This window comes from Ornithinimicrobium jinqii (genome assembly GCF_045032595.1).
Lineage (GTDB): Bacteria > Actinomycetota > Actinomycetes > Actinomycetales > Dermatophilaceae > Ornithinicoccus.
Map to the genome: position 1 here is coordinate 95,972 of NZ_JBJFZS010000020.1, position 17,929 is coordinate 113,900.

General features: G+C 69.3%; 11 protein-coding genes. 7 read left to right on the plus strand and 4 right to left on the minus strand.

The genetic code is table 11. From position 1 onward, the window contains the following. The first annotated feature begins 49 nt into the window (after window positions 1-49). The 4 genes from ACI3ET_RS09735 (at window position 50) to ACI3ET_RS09750 (ending at window position 1,566) form a co-directional block, all read left to right on the plus strand. Window positions 50-259 carry a type II toxin-antitoxin system VapB family antitoxin gene (locus ACI3ET_RS09735; protein WP_405032834.1) on the plus strand — a complete coding sequence of 70 codons (210 nt, stop codon included), beginning with the start codon at window positions 50-52 and terminating at the stop codon, window positions 257-259. Beyond that, complete coding sequence (gene vapC / locus ACI3ET_RS09740) at window positions 256-657, plus strand: type II toxin-antitoxin system VapC family toxin (RefSeq protein ID WP_405032835.1); 402 nt, start codon at window positions 256-258, stop codon at window positions 655-657. The genes ACI3ET_RS09735 and vapC overlap by 4 nt, the downstream gene beginning before the upstream one ends. 238 nt (window positions 658-895) lie before the next feature. Then, a complete protein-coding gene (locus ACI3ET_RS09745; protein ID WP_405032837.1) occupies window positions 896-1,171 on the plus strand; it encodes a type II toxin-antitoxin system Phd/YefM family antitoxin in 276 nt (91 codons plus the stop codon). Continuing rightward, complete coding sequence (locus tag ACI3ET_RS09750; protein WP_405032838.1) at window positions 1,171-1,566, plus strand: type II toxin-antitoxin system VapC family toxin; 396 nt, start codon at window positions 1,171-1,173, stop codon at window positions 1,564-1,566. The genes ACI3ET_RS09745 and ACI3ET_RS09750 overlap by 1 nt, the downstream gene beginning before the upstream one ends. A 176-nt stretch (window positions 1,567-1,742) precedes the next feature. Here ACI3ET_RS09750 and ACI3ET_RS09755 read toward each other — a convergent pair whose 3' ends face one another. Continuing rightward, entirely contained in the window at window positions 1,743-4,511 is a 2,769-nt protein-coding gene (locus ACI3ET_RS09755; protein WP_405032839.1) for a DEAD/DEAH box helicase, read from the minus strand. Between the two features lie 59 nt (window positions 4,512-4,570). Here ACI3ET_RS09755 and ACI3ET_RS09760 point away from each other — a divergent pair, with 59 nt between their 5' ends. Together ACI3ET_RS09760 and ACI3ET_RS09765 are read left to right on the plus strand one after the other, a co-directional pair. Continuing rightward, window positions 4,571-5,518 (plus strand): hypothetical protein, encoded by a 948-nt coding sequence (locus ACI3ET_RS09760; protein ID WP_405032840.1) that lies wholly within the window; start codon window positions 4,571-4,573, stop codon window positions 5,516-5,518. Then, on the plus strand, window positions 5,515-8,595 hold the full coding sequence (locus ACI3ET_RS09765) for an AAA family ATPase (protein WP_405032841.1): 3,081 nt from the start codon (window positions 5,515-5,517) through the stop codon (window positions 8,593-8,595). The genes ACI3ET_RS09760 and ACI3ET_RS09765 overlap by 4 nt, the downstream gene beginning before the upstream one ends. Window positions 8,596-8,610: 15 nt before the next feature. Here the strand turns inward: ACI3ET_RS09765 and ACI3ET_RS09770 are convergent, their stop codons facing one another. Further along, on the minus strand, window positions 8,611-9,912 hold the full coding sequence (locus ACI3ET_RS09770; protein ID WP_405032842.1) for a PIN domain-containing protein: 1,302 nt from the start codon (window positions 9,910-9,912) through the stop codon (window positions 8,611-8,613). 384 nt (window positions 9,913-10,296) lie between these two features. Between ACI3ET_RS09770 and ACI3ET_RS09775 the strand changes: the two genes are divergently transcribed. Beyond that, window positions 10,297-11,148, plus strand: coding sequence for a hypothetical protein (locus tag ACI3ET_RS09775; RefSeq protein WP_405032843.1), 852 nt, complete (start codon window positions 10,297-10,299; stop codon window positions 11,146-11,148). A 105-nt stretch (window positions 11,149-11,253) separates the two neighbouring features. On the opposite strand, the gene ACI3ET_RS09780 is transcribed toward ACI3ET_RS09775, so the two are convergent. Then, window positions 11,254-17,202, minus strand: coding sequence for a DUF3320 domain-containing protein (locus ACI3ET_RS09780; protein ID WP_405032844.1), 5,949 nt, complete (start codon window positions 17,200-17,202; stop codon window positions 11,254-11,256). 163 nt (window positions 17,203-17,365) lie between these two features. Beyond that, window positions 17,366-17,812, minus strand: a complete 447-nt coding sequence (locus tag ACI3ET_RS09785; protein WP_405032845.1) for a hypothetical protein — start codon at window positions 17,810-17,812, stop codon at window positions 17,366-17,368. Window positions 17,813-17,929 lie beyond the last annotated feature (117 nt).

The window sequence follows — 17,929 nt, forward strand, 5'->3', positions numbered from 1 at the left end:
CACGGTCCGCCTCCGGGGACCTGCAGCAGGTCAGGTGTATCGTTGGTGTATGTCGCGCACCAATATCGACATCGATGACGCCCTGGTCGCCACGGTGATGCGCCGCTTCGGGCTGCGCACCAAGAAGGAGGCTGTCGACCTCGCGCTGCGCCGACTCGCGGGCCCGGTGCCCACGCGCGAGGAACTCCTCGCGCTCGAGGGCTCCGGCTGGGGCGGCGACCTCGAGGAGCTGCGCTCGGACCCGGTGGCCCAGGTGTGAGCCACGTCCTGGTCGACACCTCGGTCTGGATCGAGTTCCTGCGTGGCACAGGCAGCCCGGCGCACCACTTCGTGCGGAAGCAGGTCGGGGTCACGCTGGCCACGACGGAGCCGATCCTCATGGAACTGCTCGCCGGCGCGGCGAGCGGCCCTCAGACGGCCGCTGCGGAGATGCTGATGCTCGGGCAGCACTGGTTGCAGGTCCAGCCGGCTGTGGACTACCGCGCCGCCGTCGACGTCTTCCAGGCTGCCCGGGCGTCCGGTCACCAGCCGCGATCGCTGCAGGACTGCCTCATCGCCGCGATCGCGCTGCGGACACAGACCCCCCTGGCCCATCGCGACGCGGACTACACCTACATCTCCGCCGTCACCGGGTTGGAGGTCGTCGACCTGCGCTGACCTCGCGCGAGGCCGCCCGGTGGCACAGCGCGGCGCCTCTGGTGGGGCAGCGTGGCCCCCCTGGAGGACCAGCCCGGCTCCGACGCCGCGTTGTTCCCGGCCAGCCACGGGGACACCGTCCTAGGACGCGTCAAGCACACCCTGGCGTCGGTGCGGGTAGATGGCCTCTCGCAGCTCGGACGCCGACCCCGGCCGAGAAGTGCTACCGTGTAGCACAATCACCGAGACGGAGGACGCCGTGCCAGAGCACTCGATCGGCATCCGCGAGCTCAAGCAGAACGCCTCGGCGGCGGTCTCCCGAGCAGCCGCCGGCGAGGCGCTGGTGGTCACCGACCACGGCAGGCCGGTCGCACGCCTGGTGCCCCTCGGCGCGAGCCGCACGTCCGACCTCGTGGCCGCTGGGCTCGCCCGCTCGCCCCGGGCGCACCTGGCGGACCTTCCTCGGCCGGATGGTGCGCCGAGCACTGCGCTCTCGGAGGCTCTCGCCCATGACCGTGAGGACCAGCGCTACTGATGGCCTACTACCTCGACACCTCTGCCCTGGTGAAGTTGGTCGCCCCTGAGCCTGAGTCCGACGAGCTTCGTTTGTGGCTCGGGGCTCGCGATGACTCGCTCGTGACCTCAGACCTCGCCCGGACGGAGCTCTTCCGCGCGGTCCGGCGCGTGCGCCCGGAGTCAGCGCCGCTGGCGCGTCAGGTGCTCGACACGCTGACGGTCCTCCGGCTGGAGACCGGCGTCTTCGAGGAGGCAGCCCGCCTCGAGCCACCCGGGTTGCGCTCGCTGGATGCGCTTCATCTGGCGGCTGCCCTGATGCTCGAGGACGACCTGCTGGGCGTGGTGACCTACGACGAACGGCTCGCGGAGGCGACGCTGCTGCTGGGGTTCTCCGCCCTCGCGCCCGGGCACTGACGGATCTCGGGAGCTGGATGCCTTGAGTGCCACTCCCGCGCGGCCGGCTCCACCAACCCGAGAAGATCGGGCTGCCCTTTGTACACCAGCCCGGAGGTATGCCGAGGTCGTGCAGGCGGCGCCGGACCAGGAGTTCACACACGTGCGAAGATCTCTCTTAGCTAAGCCGAGATCAGTCACTCAACCGTCACAAACTTCACCTCCGGGCCCCGCTCCACCGCCAGGTCGAAGCCATCCCCCTGCCGACCTCGCACGACGACCCCCTCGGTCGCCAGCCGCCCGGCCAGTTCCTCGAGCTCCTGCTGCCGCCCCCGCACCTCAGCCGCTGCGCCTGCACCACGAACGGCGACGACGGCGACCCGTGAGTCGTCAGCTACCCCGAGCAGGTCCGCCAGCTCCGACGCCCAGCCCGTGTCAGCATCCGCCAGAGGGTGCAGCCGCAGCGCGGCGTCGACCGCCACCTCGACCCGGCCACCTCCCACGTCGTACCGCCAGGTCTGCGGGTAGCCCTCCTCAAGCGTCGTCACCAGGAGGTAGTCCACAGCGGACCGGGAGTCCTCCAGGATGACCCCGTCCCGGAGCGGGTCGCGCAGGTCCTCCAGCACGCGCCTCGTCAGAGCCGTCAGCAGAGGATGCCCCGGTGCAAGGAACTGACCCGCCCCTGCGTCGTCTGCAGCCAGCCCCGCCCGGTCCAGGTGCAGCCGCCAGTAGTGCCGCTCGACCCCGGGCGCGTCAGCCAGTATCGCTGGCACGTAGGGCACAGCCCAAAGAGCGGGCCCCACCTCGTGCACCTCGGCGCCGTACTGCCGGAGCGCGCGGAGGGCGAACTCCGGCACCGTCGCCACCTGCGGGTCGAAAGCCTCGGCCCACACGAGCTGCCGCTGGACGAGCTCCAGGTCCTCGGGCGTGAACTCGGTGGTGCTCGCCGCGCGTCGGGCCACCTCCTCCGCGAGCCCACGGTCGAGGCGCTTCTCCAGCACGGCCAGACCAGCCTCACCTCCTCCGCGGACGGCGTCCGTGAGGATCTTGCTCAGGTCGGCCCCCGAGAGCACGTCGCCGAGCACGTCGAAGACCCGGTCCCCGAGCGCGTCGCGCTGCACCTGCAGCTTTCCGAGCAGCGTCTCGAAGACGGCACCCTCCCGGGTGTCCGCCGCGACGAGGTTCCACAGGTGGCAGGTCCGGTCCTGGCCGATCCGGTGGATCCGGCCGAACCGCTGCTCGAGCCGGTTGGGGTTCCACGGGATGTCGTAGTTGACCATGAGGTTGGCCACCTGCAGGTTCACCCCCTCCCCCGCAGCGTCCGTCGCCAGCAGCACCGAGCAGTTCGGGTCGTGCCGGAAGTCGTGCTGGGCCTGCCGTCGATCGTGGCGGGCTGTCAGCCCGCTGATCACCGCGACCCGCTCCCCCGGCCGCAGCACCTCCCCAAGTCTCTCCTCCAGGTAGTCCAGCGTGTCCCGGTGCTCGGTGAAGACGATGATCTTGCGCCGCAGACCAGAGGGGTCGACCATGTCCGGGCTGGTCAGCAGCCCTGCCAGGGCGTCCCACTTGCGATCCACCCCCTCGTCGCGCACCAGGCGCGCGCGCCCGACCAGGCGCTCGAGGACGAGGATCTCGGTATGCAGCTCGCCTGGCGTCCGCGCCGAGGTCGCGTCCGAGGTCGCGCCGTCGTCGACCTCGTCGTCGTCGTTGTCCTCGGGGACCGACCCGCCGGCCAACGAGGCCGCGAGCAGCCGTCCCAGGTCCTCCTCCGCCTCCCGGGCCAGCTCCAGCTGGTTGCGGAGCAGGTCGAGCCGCCGCTCCAGCGAGCGCAGGATCGCCTCGGGGGATGACGCCAGCCGCCGCTGCAGCACCATCATCGCGAAGCCCACGTGCCGCCGGACGGAGTCGTCCATGACCTTGTTCATCTCGTCGGCGACGTACTCCGTGACCGCCTCGTAGAGCACCCGCTCCGATCCCGCCATCGTGTAGGTGAGCGTGGAAGCCACGCGCGGCGGGAAGAGCCGGCTCCCGTCGGCGTGCACCAGCTGCTCCTTGACCAGCCGTCGCACCGGCGCCTGCTCGAGAACCGGGGTGTCGGGGTCCAGCTCGACCCCCAGCAGGCGCATGAAGTGCTGAAAGTCGGCCGGCTTGCCGTTGTGCGGCGTGGCCGTGAGCAGGAGCAGGTTGGGGGTCTGGGCGGCCAGCTCCTGCCCCAGCTGGTAGCGCTTGCTGAAGAACGTCCTCGAGCCCCAGTCCCGGGCGCTCATCTTGTGGGCCTCGTCGACGACGACGATGTCGAAGCCCGACGTCAGCACGGCGTCGCGCAGCTCGAGGTTGCGCGAGAGCTGGTCCAGCCGCGCGACCACGAGCGGACCCGCCGGACCCACCGTGGGCCGCGCCGGATCATGGCGGTCGAGGTGCTCCATACCCAGCTCGACGAAGGCGAGGCCGAAGCGGCCCCACATCTCGTCCACCCACTGCTCGGACAGGCTGCCGGGAGCGACGATGAGCACCCTGGCCGCGCGCTGGCGCGCGAGGATCTCCTTGAGGTATAGGCCCGTCATGATCGTCTTACCCGCGCCAGGATCGTCCGCGAGCAGGAAGCGGAGCCGCTCGTGCGGAAGCATCTCGTGGTAGACCGCCTGCACCTGGTGCGGCAAGGGGGTGACGTTGGACGAGCTCACCGCGAGGAGCCATCCCTCGTGGGGCGCCGCCGTGATGGCGAGCGCCTGCAGGCCCAGCTGGACGTCCGACCACGGAGCGTCCCAGGTGACCGAACGCTGGGCCGGTATCACTCCGAGAAGCTGGTCCCGGGACAGGAAAGCGCTGCCCCGCTCCCCCGAGCCACGCTCGAAGGACACCAGGGCGGAATCTCCCGACACGCGCACAGACACGACGCGGACGGCCTCCCCGTCCACGACCCCCGTCACGAGCGCCCCCGGCGTCAGTTCGTCCTGGTCAGCCACGTCTCATCCTGTACGGTCCCGATACGACAGGGCGACCCTATCGGGACAGGGGAAACACAATGACCGTGCGTCTGCTCGCCTTCTCCGGCCTCCACCTGGACCGGGCGTGGCCGGATGAGAGTCCGGACGTCGCGCAGCAGCTGCGTGACGTCAGCGCGGGGCTACTGCTTGAGCTCGGCCAACGAGCCTTCGACCTGGGCGTCGACGGGGTCGTCGTCCTCGGTGGCCTGTGGGACACCGACACGGTCCGCAGTTCGACCGTCGACGACGTCCGCGCGGTCCTGGGGGCCATCCCGGTGTCGGTGATCGTGCTGCCCGACGACCGCGAGGCGCAGGCGGGCTTTCGACCGCACAACCTGGCGGAGTGGCCGGCGACGGTGCACTGGGTGGGAGCGGAGGCGACCACCCAGGTGGAGGTTGGCTCGGGCAGGCTGGGGGTCCAGGGCCCGCGGGCGTCTGCCGCTCCGCCCGCCGAGGGCGTGCTGGCCCTCCTCACCACGCGGGCCGACGCACCACCCACGCCCGTTGCCGTGATCGGCCCCGCCGACGTCGCGCCCTTGGTGCCCGGTTCGGGCGGAGGCCGCTGCGCCGCCACAGTGATCACCCTGCGGGACGGCGAGAGCCCCCAGCTGGAGCGCGTCGAGCTCTCCTCCTCGGCGGGCACGGTACGCACCCTCGACGTCGGCGAGCACGCCGACGGCGCATCGCTGACGGCCGCCCTGGATGATCTCCTCCGCTCCTGCGACCCGCTGGACCGGGTCGAGGTGAGCGGCCGGGTCGGACCGCGGGTCCTCGTACCGCCCGCCCTCCGGTGGGAACCGGGACGACGCGACGTCACGGTCCTCTGGCGCGACCTGGAGCACGTCTTTCCAGAGGTCCCGCAGGACCGCACGGTCCAGGCCGAGCTGATCAGGCGCCTCTCCGGTGCCGGGCCGGACGCGCACCGGCGGCACCAGGCCCTGGCCATGGGACTGGCGTCGCTGGACTCCGAGGAGGTGACGGCGTGAGGTTCGACAGCATCACGGCAGATGCCTTCGGGCCGTTCCGGAACGACGAGCTCGTCCTCGGCCCGCGCTTCACCGTTGTCCACGGCCTCAACGAGAGCGGGAAGTCGTCATGGGCCGCGGCCCTCTACGCCAGCCTGGCCGGGCGACGACGCTCCCGCGGCCGAGGAAGCAAGGAGGACTCGCAGTTCCGCTCCCGGCACAAGCCGTGGAGCGGCTCTCGGTGGCAGGTCACGGCACGCATCACCACCGACGACGGCACCCGTCTGGCCGTCGTGCAGAACCTCGCCCAGGGAAGCACCCGCATCCTCGACCTGCAGACCTCGCACGCCCTCACGGGCAGCGAGCTGCAGACCCGCTTCGGCATCGTGCCCGCAACCGGGGACGACATCGACGTCGGCCAGCTCTTCGGGCTCTCGCGCGGGACGTTGCGGGCGACCACCTTCGTGCCGCAGGCCGAGGTGCTGCGCGTGGTCGAGCAGGCGGACGAGCTGCAGCAGTTCCTCCAGCGGGCCGCCTCCAACCAGACCGTCGACGTCACCGCGCACCAGGTCATCGACCGCCTCCGCGACGAGCTCTCCACCCGGGTCGGGAGCCCGGCCGTCGGGCAGCGACCGCTCCGCTCCGCAACCCAGCTGCTGCAGGTGGCCGAGGATCACGCCTACCGGCTGCGCACGACCCGGGACGAGCTGCGGCAGGTCGCAGTCCAGCTGCGTCTTCACGCGGAGGCCGAGGCACGCGCCCGCCAGGTGCTGACCCGGCTGGAGGCCCTCGCCGGATGGGTCGAGCTGAACGCGATCGAGGATCGTGCAGCGAAGGTGCAGGCGTTCGAGGCGGAGCTGGAGACGCTGGCGTCGATCCCCGACCCAGCACCTGGCGAGCTGCGCGAGCGAGTGCACGCCGCACGCACGGCATACCTCACCCTGGGTGAGCCACCCGCCACCCCGGAGGGTCCCACCGCTGAGGAGCTGGAGCAGCAGCTCGCTGAGCTGCCGGAGGCACCCACCGGTGACACCTCGCCCCACCCGGAGGTGCGGACCCTCTGGGAGCAGCTCAACCGGTCGGTCTCGGCACTCGCCTCGCACGACGACCCGGAACAAGCGGCAGACCAGGACCCGCTGCCCGACATCGCGAGTGACGAGCTGCGCGAGCTGGCGAGTCGTCTTCGACTGCCCCGACCGACCTGGGACCCCGCGGAGGACGCCCTCGAGTCCCGGCTGCGGGCCGAGCACGACGAGGCGACGCAGCGGTATGCCGTGGAGCTCGCCGCGTGGGCAGAGGTCTCGTCCGCTCACGAGCAGTCCCTCGCGGACTACGAGCAGGAGCGCGCGAGGTTCGACGAGCAGGTGCGCGAGTACGAGACTCAGGCCACCGCACACCGCGAGGCCACGACGGCCTGGGAGGCCAGCCAGCGGACGCGGTCGGCACTGCGGACCGAGGCGAGGACCTCGCGGAGGGCAGGCGCCTGGCAGCTGCTCCTGGGCGTCGTCCTCCTGGTGGCCGGGGTCGCGACGCTCTTCGTGGAGCCGGTCGCGGGCGCCGCCCTGGTGGTCGTCGGAGTAGCGCTCCTGGGGTGGGGTGCGACAGCCCGGACCCGGACCGAAGGTGCTTCGGCTCCCGATCTCGCCGCGTCCGAGGTCGAGCGACCCCGGCCACCCACCCCGCCCACCCCGCCGAGACCCCCGGCGGCAGCGTCACCCGGCGCACGTCCGGTCGAGCCGGTCCTGTCGTCCAAGGTCGAGGACGTGGTGATCCGCCGGCAGCGGTGGAAGGAACAGTCGACCGCCCACGACACTGCGCGGTACGAGCTGTTGTCCGGCCTGCGGACTCGGCGGCTGCCTACCGACGTCGACGAGCTGCAGACGCTGGCACGCCGGGTCGACGAGCGTGAGGGCGCACGTCAGGCCGCCGAAGAACGGCGAGCGTCCGCGGAGCAGCTCACGGCGTCGGTCGCGGAGACCACCCGTCGGCTTCGGGAGGCGCTTCGGGAGCGGGGTGAGGACGTCGCAGCGGTGACAGATCCTGAGTCCGTGGACGAGGCCTACCGCGAGTACGAGCGGCGGTGCCAGGAACGGGCGGCCACGGCACGTCTCGCCGCCCGCAGGGAGGACCTCCAGCAGGCCCTGACCGCGCGGCGTTCGGAGGAGCTCGCTCACCACTCGGCGGTGCAGCGGCAGGAGACGACCCGCGCGACGCTCCTCTCGCTCGTGGGAGGACTCGGTCAGGACCCAGGAGGGGACGCCGACAGTGCCGCTACCGTCGCTGCCTCGTGGATGGGCGAGCAGACACGCACGGACGAGGCGCACCAGCGTCACGCACGGCTGACCTCCCTGCGGGACCAGCTGCTGGACGGCTCGAGCCTGAACGACCTGACCGCGATGGCCGACGACCTACGGGGTCGGCTCGGGCCGCGTCCCGACGGGTCGGCGACCGCTGATCTGGAGCAGGCACTCATTGCAGCCGGACATGAGGTGGAGGCGGCAGCCACCCGACGCGCGTCCACCGAGGGGCGGCTGCAGAGCCTGCGCGCGGAGGAGCAGGACCTGGCGGCGGCCATCGAGGAGGCCGCGCGCCGTCGGCGCGAGCTCTCGGCCGTCCAGGAGCTGCGGGCCACGCTAGAGCTGGCGGTCGAGCACCTCGAGGCCGCGCAGGGAGAGGCGCACCGCAGCCTCGCGCCCGTGCTGGAGTCGGCCATGCGCCCGCGCATCCCGTTGGTGACGGACGGACGTTACCGCGACGTGAGGGTCAGGCCCGAGGACCTGGCGGTGGAGCTGCAGGAGAGAACCGGTGCCTGGCGCAACGCTGCCTTCTTGTCCCAGGGGACGAGCGAGCAGACCTACCTGCTGCTGCGGTTGGCACTCGTGGAGCACCTCGACACCCGCGAGACGATGCCGCTCGTCCTCGACGACGTCACGGTGCAGTGCGACCGGCACCGCACGGCGGCGCTGCTGGAGCTGCTGGCCGAGATCTCGCGCGAGCGGCAGGTTGTGCTGTTCACGCAGGAGTCGGGGGTGCTGGAGTGGGCGGAGGGTCATCTGGACGAGGCTGCCGGCGACCGGTTGATCTCCTTGGCCGTGTGATCAAGCGGCCGGGAGCTACAGGTCGTCGTCGGCGCCCTCGTCGTCGACGTGGTTCTCGTCCTCGAACTCATCTCCGCGGCGCAGGGCGTTAACGTCACCCACCGCACGGAGGATTGCTTCGAAGTGAGGGTCGGGGATGAAGAAGTAGTCCATCCAGCCATCGGTGTAGTGCACCTTGAAAGGAACGTCGAGATCCGCTGCGTCCAAGTCGTGGTCCAAGCACATGTGCTTGAGAGCCGTGGCATACGGCACGCTTGTCCCTCTCATCGCTGACCTTGACTTCTTCCCGATCAGCCTCGCCAGCGGCGTACGGGCGATCCGTCCCCGGCTCTGCAGGGCCTTGATGAATGCTTCATGGTGACCGGGCCACGCCGACAGGTATTCGAGGTACAGCACGTACAACTCGTCCGTCCACCCACCTAATCCGCTCTGCTCCTCCAGCGCTTCTGCCAGTGTCTCGTCGTTGACGTCCACACCCAGGAGGGCGCCGAGCCGCAGGAGGTCGTGTGTGCGCACCATGATGAGCCGCTGACCGGAGTACTCGAGGAGTTCGGTCACAAGTTCCGGACGAGCCCGCATCGCGGCGGTCCCGCGGTCTGCCCACCAGTCTTCCTTCGTGTCCTGGGTGACCAGGAGCACCGGTAGGCCTCGACTCTGCGACTCGTCCATGACCTGACGCCAGACCACGAAGTCCCCGACGGCACGCTCGGGCTTCTTCTCAGCATCCATGTAGCCCGGTGGGATCCTTCTCTGGATTCGTCGCTTCCCCTCCTCGAGGAGCTCGGCCCTCTGCCTCTCGGACGGAGCGGTACCTACCTTGCCGGCCAGCAGACGCTCGAGGCGTGAGATGACGGGGTCCTGCTGAGTAGGGGTGTCTGCCGTGGTGGAGCGCTGTTCGACCAGGCCATCCATGCACGCCAAGACCGCCTCTCTCGCCTCGTCGAGCTCTCGGATCACGTCCTCGGGCAGCTCGTCAGTACGGGAGACCGCACGCTGGTACCACTTGCTCAGATCCGACGCGATCGAGTCAAACGCCCTTTCGATGGTCTCTCGCTCTAGATGTCGCCCTTTGTTCTCCCGCAGGACGGTCGACCGATTGCGCCAGAACTCATCCAGCACCTGATGCGGCACGAAGAGGCGTTCCCCGAGCGCCTCGAAGACCCGCATGAAGTCGTCCAGGGCCTGCCCCTGGTAGTTGTAGAGGTGCAGCAGGACGTTGGTGTCGAGGACCACCAGCCAACCCTTCACGGCCTCTTGCAGATGCTCCTCGGTCACGGACCTGTAGCCCTCGAATCCGTCGAACAGGCCGTGAGCCATCAGTTCTCCTCGTCGTGCGTCGTCCCCGGTGCTGAGGACTGTAGCCCGTAGTCTCTGCGCATGGAGGTCGAGAAGCCGGACTGCATTTCCCTGACCAGCGATGTCGCCTCCTCCCAGGTGCTCTGCAGGACAGTGGAGATGGCTGTCCTGCCTCGGTGGCACGCCGGCCCTGTGCCGTTCTGCCAGCCGTCGACCGCAGACTCCCGCGACCGCGGGATGCACCGGACGACGGACACCGGTGCGCGGACCACTCTCGTCAGCCCAGAACTGGCGCCGGTCCTCTACGACGACGAGGTGCGTCGGTGGCTTCCGGTCCACGCGACGATCTCAGGCGGATCCGTGCTGGCTCTGGAACTGTGCCTCGTCGGCGACGGTGAGCTCGCGGTGCTCTCGGTCCACCTCACGGGGATGGCCGAGAATGCACTGGCCAGACGCCCCGGAACCGAGGACTCGGTCGAGTTCTGGAAGGCCTTGAGCGAGCAATATCTGGAGAACGCGCGGTATGCCGACGGCCCCGTCCGGACCGTCTCATTTACCCCCAGCACGACAGAGGGGCCCTTGCAGACCGCCTACTCAGCGGTGACCGGCAGCGGGCCCGAGGCGGCACGACGAGCAGCACGCCATACCCTCGCGGTGGAGAAGCCGGACTGGTCCGCGATGGTGCTGCGTGACGGACTCGCCGTCGTGTCACATCCGGTGGAGGATCCGTCCTTTGCACCGCACCTCCAGGTCCAGGCTCACAGCATCTTCCTTGACGCCCTCCTGCTGGCCTGGATCCAGCGCGTTCGACTGGACCGGTCAGGGGCGCGCGCCATGCACGCCCGGCTGGACGTGCCTGACGAGCTGGTCGAGCTGGAGCGTCGCCATTACGACTTCAAGCGGACCGCTTGGCGTCGGAGTCTCACTCAGAAGCGCACCTCCCCCGTCGACGACGTCCTGGTGACGCTGCAGCACGAGCTGCTCACCGACCGCGACGTCGAAGATGTCGAGGAACGGGTGCAGGACGGCGCCCGACTGGCACGCACCTTGCAGCAGGAAGAGACGTCGAAAGCGCAGCAGTCCCTCAACCGCACCGTGCAGCGAGCAGCGGTGGTCATCGGCGCGATGGGCCTTGCCTATGCAGCTGGCCCAAGCATTGCTCAACCCAGCGTCGAGCTCTTCGTGTGGGCCACGCTCGCGGGCGTGGCCGGAGTGGCTGTCGCCTTCTTGTTTCTCGCGTGGTCTTCGCGTCGGTGAGGGCCAGACGACACTAGTTGAAGTCACCGCCAAGCACGGCGTCCCGTGCTGACGTGGATCCACCGCCAGTAAGCACCACGGCCTCGACGAGCGGCTGCAGCAGCCTCATGACGTCGACTGGTATTGCCCGTCCAAACCCTTACTGATGGCGCCCCGGGTCACTGCAGCCTGCAGGCCCTCCGTCATCCTGCCGACCACACGGGGAGTCATGCGGGTATAGCCGAATACCCGTAAGGTCTCCCGCAGGAGCTCCGCCTCGTCCAGACCGCCGGTGCCCCGGCAGAGCGCACGCATTGCGTTCGCCATCTCCAGCAGGGGGACGTGCGCGATGTCTCTCTCTCCGGACTCGTCTCGACGGAAACCCTCCCACGCGTCGCCGCGCGCGGCGGTGTCGCGCAGGACAGCCTTCTCAAGCGGGGACCGACTTCCCGCTGGGGCACAACGGAGGATCGAGGCCGCGCGGTCGGCGTTCACGCGAGTCAGCTCGAATGCTGCCGCAACCAGCTTCGCCAGCCGCTGCTCATGGATAGGACCTTCCTTTCGCAGAATCTCCTTGATCACCTCCTCAACGCGGGTCTGCGACGTCCGAGAGGGCAACCCGTCAAGAACCGCTCTCGGACCACGCCACCCAGGCGCGCAGGGCACAAACGCCTCCTCACCCTCCAGGCGGTCGTCAGTCTCGATGTCCGCTGCCGGCATGGGCAGCACGGGGGCCGCGCCTGCGATCAGGGTCGTCGGCGCGTCCGACGGGGGGCGAACATTGTCGACGTCCGTGGCCTTCGTGGGGTTCGCGGCTCCGCCGCCTGTCTCACGTGGGGGAGCCTCGCCGTCGAACGTGCGCGCGGAAGACGGGGTCGTGCTGAGAAGAGCTCGCTGAGCGCTCTCCTCCGCGAGCTTCACCAGCCGCAGGAGATCCTGCTCGACACTATCTCGGTCCTCCAACCAGGCCGGCAACCACACCCGCGCGACCTCGGGCCACCCCAGCATCCCCTTGAGGACCTGTACAGGGAGCCCGTCGCGGTCCCCGACCGTCCCGCGGCTCGCCCAGCCCGGGCCGTCCAGCACGACAGCGACCAAGGGCCTCTCGGGCCGGTGCTGGCTGCTGAGGGCCAGGTCGACGCGGAAGTCCGACAGCCCGATGTCGGTCTGCACCGCCAGGCCATGCATGCGCAGCGAGGCCGCGACATCCTCACGGTGCCTGTCGGTCTCGCTGCTCCGTCGCACTTCGTCCTCGAGGGCACCCGTCCCGTTCGCTGCCAGCCCCAGGTAGGCCTTCAGATGGGAGATGCCGAGCGAGCTGGTCTCTCCCGCCCGGAGTTGACCAGGATCGAAGGACGAGTAGATGACGACCTGTCGGCGTGCCCGGGTGATGGCCACGTTGAGCCGTCGCTCCCCGCCCTCACGGTTGAGCGGGCCGAAGTTCAGCGGCAGCTCTCCTTTGGCGTTGACGCTGAACGCTGTGGAGAACAGGATGACGTCGCGTTCGTCACCCTGAACGTTCTCCAGGTTCTTGATGAACAGGCCCTCCTCATCCGTTGAGTCCAAGGAGGCTGCGAGGCGGGGGTCCTCGTGGTCGCGGATCAATGCCTCGATGTGGGCGCGCTGCTGCTGGTTGAAAGTGACCACCCCGACCGACGGGGAACCCTCCCCGCGATGAGCGTCGAACCTGCGTCGGATGTCGGACACGATCGCCTCAGCCTCTACCGGGTTGGTCCGCAGCAGCTTGCCCTTGCCACCGCGGTGGAAAGTGCCGTCAACCCGCACGAGGCTGATGCCGTACCCCTCGACGTGCGGGCTGGCGGAACCGCCCGTGGGCGCTGGGAAGGAGGACAGCTTGCCCAGGTAGTAATGCTGGTTGCTGAAGGCGATGAGCGACTCGTCCTGGCTGCGGTAGTGCCACGACAACCAGTGCCGATCGACGCGCGCCTGCACGGCCTCGGACAGGATGCTCTCCTGGTCCTCCACCACCATGGCGGCACCGACGACCTCCTCCTCGTGGTCCTCGGAGACGATGCTCGACTCGGCGAAGGAGGTCGGGGGCATCTGCTTGCTGTCACCCACAACAACGACCGACTTCGCACGGCCGATGGCGCCGATGGCGTCGGCAACCCGGATCTGGGACGCCTCGTCGAAGACGACGATGTCGAACATGGCGCCCGCCACGGGGAAGAATCGCGCCAGGGAGTCCGGACTCACGAGCACGCACGGCATCAATTGCGTGATGAGATCGCCGTACCCCTGCAGGAGCGGCCGGACCGCAAGACCGCCTCGTCGCTTCTCCAGCTCTCGCTGCAGAGCACCAATCTTGCCCGCGGTGGTGCCGGACCTGAACGGTCGGTTCTCCACGATCTGCGCCTGCAGCTGACCGGGCAGCAGGGTGCGGACCTGGGTTCCCGACCGCGCAAACCGCGCGATCGTCCGCTCGTGGGCGGCGGGGTCGAAAACGTCCAGTCCTGAGGCCACCTGTCGCTCCCGCAGCGACGCCTCGGCGACGCCTCGGTCGAACGCCCTCGCGGCGTCGTCGGCATGCACCGTGCCGGCCAGGAGCATCGCGTGGGCGTCGTTCATGCCGGCCTGTCTCAGTGGGGCAAGGTGACCGCGCAGCGTCAACCAGCGATGCAAGGAGGACAAGGAAGCGTCCGAGCTACGCCGCTCGCTCTCGGTGTCGGACCATCGCTGCAGGAGGCCGGCTTCCCCGGCCCAGTCCGTCCACGCCTGCTCGCTGATCTCGAGGACCCGGCTCAGCTGGGCCAGCGCTTCAGCGAGACGCCGCAGCTCCGTCGTCGTCGTCTCGGGTACCGACTCACCGGAGGCGACGAAGTCACGAAGGACGCTCGCAAAATTGCGAGGTTCACCCGTCTGAGCGCCGTGGGAAGCGTCCGCAACCTGGCGACCCGTCCACTCGAGCCACTCGACCTGGCTGGCGAGGACTCCCTGACCCTCCTGGGTCAGGGGGTTCCACCCCTCGGGCACGCTCAGCCCGGCGATCCCGTCCGCCTGCACGGCAAGTGCGCGCACGGCGGACTGCACCTGGACCAGGGCGCCGGTCAGCTCGACGACCTCCTTGGGGTGGACCTCTGCACCAGGCTTCAGCCCGGGGCCGAGCAGATCGACCACCGCACGCAGTCGCTTCTTCCGGCCGAACCAGGACGATGCAGCTGCCGTCCGTGCCTGTCCGTGGATGTCGGCCAGTGGCAGGTCCATCGCTCCTGGGGTGGCGACCTCGAGCCCGGGGTGGGCGGCGGTCGCGAAGGCACGGACCTCGGACTGCAGTCCTTTCGTTGCCGTCTGCCAGCTGGACGTGCGCGTCTCGTCCAGCACGTGGACGGGAGCGACCTGCGACCCCGCCAGTCGCGCAAGCACGTCAAGTTCTTCGCGCGAGCGAGCAGTTCGCAGTGCGGCGCCGAGGCGCCCGTCGTGCTGAAGGAGACGCAGTGAAGCCCACACGGCCTGAGTTGCCGCGACTACCTCCTCCCAGGCGGCGTCGGGAACGCGGTCGACGCGGACCATTCCCCAGGCATGGTGCATGCGGGGCCGTGCGGGCACCGCCACCTCCGGCAGGCTGACGAGCAGGCTCCGCGTCGTGCTCACCCAGGTGCCGCCGTCCCGCTCCAGCAGGTGCTCCGGGACAGGCAGGGGTCGAGCCCCGTCCAGAGCCAGTCGCCTGGTGTGGGCGCTGTACAGGCTGAGTCCCGCACCGTTCTCCTCATGGAGGTTCTTCCGGTACCGCGCGAGCGTGCGGGTCGCCGAGGCGAGCTCCTCGCTGGCGACGCCCAAGCCCTCACGGTCGACGACGGTGCGGTGCTCCAGCGCCTGCTTGATCTGTGCTCTGACCGCCGCCGGCTTGCTGCCCTTGTCGTGCAGATCGAGGCTGAACGGGCCGAGACCAACGGCGTCCATGCGCTTCTTCACGACGTCGAGGGCGGCACGCTTCTCCGCCACGAACAGGACCCTCTTCCCGTCGGCCAGGGCACGGGCGAGCAGATTGGTGATGGTCTGGGACTTGCCTGTCCCGGGGGGTCCCTCGAGGACGAAGGTGCTCCCTGCGAGGGCCTCGGCGATCGCCGTCAGCTGGGAGGCGTCAGCCGGGATGGGACAGACCGCTGCGAGCTCGTCCAGGTCGACGGGAGCGTCGCCCTCACGCGCCGGATCGACAAAGTGCTCCGTCGGGGTGTCCGCCAGGTGCCGCGCTAGAGGGTTCTCCAGCAGGGTGGGCCAGTTCTCGTCAAGGTCCTTCCACAACCGGAACTTGGCGAACTGCAGGATCGCCAGGTGGGCGGTCTCCTCGACGTGGAAGGGCAACCCCTTCTCCGCCAAGGACTGACGGACCGACGTCAGCGTCGCCGCCAGATCGATGCCGGACAGATCCTCCTTGGGCTCGGCCAGCTCCGGGATCTCCAGGCCGTGCGTCTGCTTCAGCTTCTCCAGGAGGCAGTAGTTGGGGGTGCTGCCCCCGGACTCGTCCAGACGGAGCCGGTATGACGTCCGCTCACCTCGCCCGGTCGCCACGAGCTTGACCGGCACCAGGATGAGGGGCGTGTGGAGCTTCTTGTTCTCCAGCTCCCAGGCCAGGGTGCCGAGGGCCAGGTAGAGGTTGTTGGCCCCCGTCTCCTCCTCGATGGTCCGCGCCTTGTAGGCGAGTGAACGGAGCCTGGTGGCGTAGGAGTGTGCCGTGATGTCCGTGTGCACGGCGTTCCGCCTGGCCAGCGCCTCGAAGAGCTGCGGCTGCGGCAGGTCCCGAGCCCAGCGCACGCCGCGCGCCTTGGCGACCTCGTCGATCGCATCCGAGGCGAGCAGGGTCACCGGACGCCCATCGTGGAGGACGTCCTCGACAGCGCCGAGATGGCCCTCGGGCACCACGAGCGTGACGGCCGAGTCGGGCTTGAAGTTGATCAGCCTGTTGCGCAGGCTGAGGTCGAGCAGAGAGTTCTTCCACTGCTGCACCCGTGGGGGGACGGCAGGACCATCGCCCGTCCGGCTCGACGTCGGTGTGCGTCCGGTGAGCCTCGGCATCGGGACGCTGTGCTGAGCGGCCCGGTACTCGACGACCTGGACCTCCCCGCTCGGGAGGCGCCGCCGGGACGGCAGGGGCACGACGCCGTTGCGTCGTGCGGCCAAGACGTCCACGATCCCGATCACGTCGTCGACGACCCGCGCGACGGACGCCGCGGCTGACCTCGCCGCGTGGAAGCCCTCCTCGTGGCCTTCGGTCAGCATCGTCGTCTCGACGACCCTCACGAGGTCAAGGTCCAGCAGGTTGGTCATGGGTGAGGCGTCGGTGGTGGCGATCGCGTCCAGCACCATCTCCTCCCGCCAGTACCCGACGAACGCGTGTCCCTTGACGACCCAGAGGAGGGGCCGCAGGCCGGCCTGTTCCAGGGCGGCGGCATACACCACGGTCGTGTCCAGGCAGGTGCCGACCTTTCCTTCCAGCACCTCCTCCGGGGTCCGGACCTTCTGGCCGTGGTCGGTCCAACTGGCCGGCGGGTTCGCGTAGCGGATGTTCCGGGCGCGCATCGCGTCGAAGACCGCGCCAGCGATCTGGTCGACCCGCTCGGGCCCCGACTGGTACCCCTCCACGGAGGAGCTTCCGGTGGCCGTCCTCAGCAGTACCGATGCCTCGGACAGCAGCGACTCGACGACGGGGCTGTTCGGCATGACGTGGGCGGCCAGCATCTCCAGGCCCAGCCCCGCTGGCTGGCTGAGCCACTGGCGCCCGGCCAGAACGACCACGTCCACACGCTGGGTGGTCAGCTCCGTTCCCCGGTGCCGGACCACCACCTCGGTGACCCCCGAGCGACGCTCCTGCATCTCCAGCATGGCGGTCGCGTCCATCCGCAGAGCGACGTCGGCCAGACGAGTTGCACCGTCACTCGGAAGGTCGAGGAGCAACTCTGCCGGCTCGCTGAGAGTGCCGTCTGCGTCCCGGATCACCACCCTGACCTCGACCTCGTCGAGCGCGGGTCCGGCGTTCGTCAGGACGATGGACCGCACCGGCGCGACGCCGTTGTGCACCATGGCGAGGCTGATGACCGGGGACGCGTCGATCTCCACCCGCACCATCGGAGCATCGCCGAGAAGTACCGCCGGCCCCCCGTGAACCTGACCCTCTTCTGGCACCTCGTCACCCCTCGTCATTGAACGTGTATCCGAACGGAACCGTAGCCGTCGCCACCGACGGACCTCTCACCGGCTGTCGCGTGGCGATCTGGTCGCGTCACGCGTAGGTCAGCTCAGGTTCGCGGCGCATCAGCGTGATCAGGGCGGTGCAGCCTTTGTCGGACGGCCCCGTCGCCTTGATCTCATCGATCTGCCTCAGCTGCCAGCTGGCAACGCGTGCCGCTCGGTGGGGAGGTGAAGCCAACAACGGGTCGCCACCCACGATGTCCCAGACCTCAGGGGGAGGTCTGGGAACCTGGCGCTGTCTGTGGGCGCCTACCACCGCGAGGCGGCTCTGTCTTGCCGCCTTGCGGAGAAGCGTGAAGGGTCGAGTGTAGTCACCACCTCTTGCCCCTGAGTACCCCAATGATTCCGTAGTGAAGGTCGAAGTGACCGCGATAGACTCATGTTGCGCCAGATACTCGGTGATTGCAGACCTCAACTTGTCGAACACTTCGCCCGAAAATCCAATATTCATCTGCTGTGCCTCAAAGAGGCTCTTCACAATGCAGGGTGTAGTCGGGGCCTGAATCCGCCGGCCTCGAGGAGTGCTCGGGCGATGTAGTGGGTGAGGTTGCGGAACCCGAGGGCCAGGCCGCGCAGGTGCTCGAGTCGACCGTTC

Bases quoted from the DNA above. Each gene is read 5' to 3' on its own strand.
- ACI3ET_RS09770 (WP_405032842.1), bottom strand. From the start codon at position 9,912: ATGGCTCACGGCCTGTTCGACGGATTCGAGGGCTACAGGTCCGTGACC.
- ACI3ET_RS09760 (WP_405032840.1), top strand. From the start codon at position 4,571: ATGACCGTGCGTCTGCTCGCCTTCTCCGGCCTCCACCTGGACCGGGCG.
- ACI3ET_RS09735 (WP_405032834.1), top strand. From the start codon at position 50: ATGTCGCGCACCAATATCGACATCGATGACGCCCTGGTCGCCACGGTG.
- ACI3ET_RS09750 (WP_405032838.1), top strand. From the start codon at position 1,171: ATGGCCTACTACCTCGACACCTCTGCCCTGGTGAAGTTGGTCGCCCCT.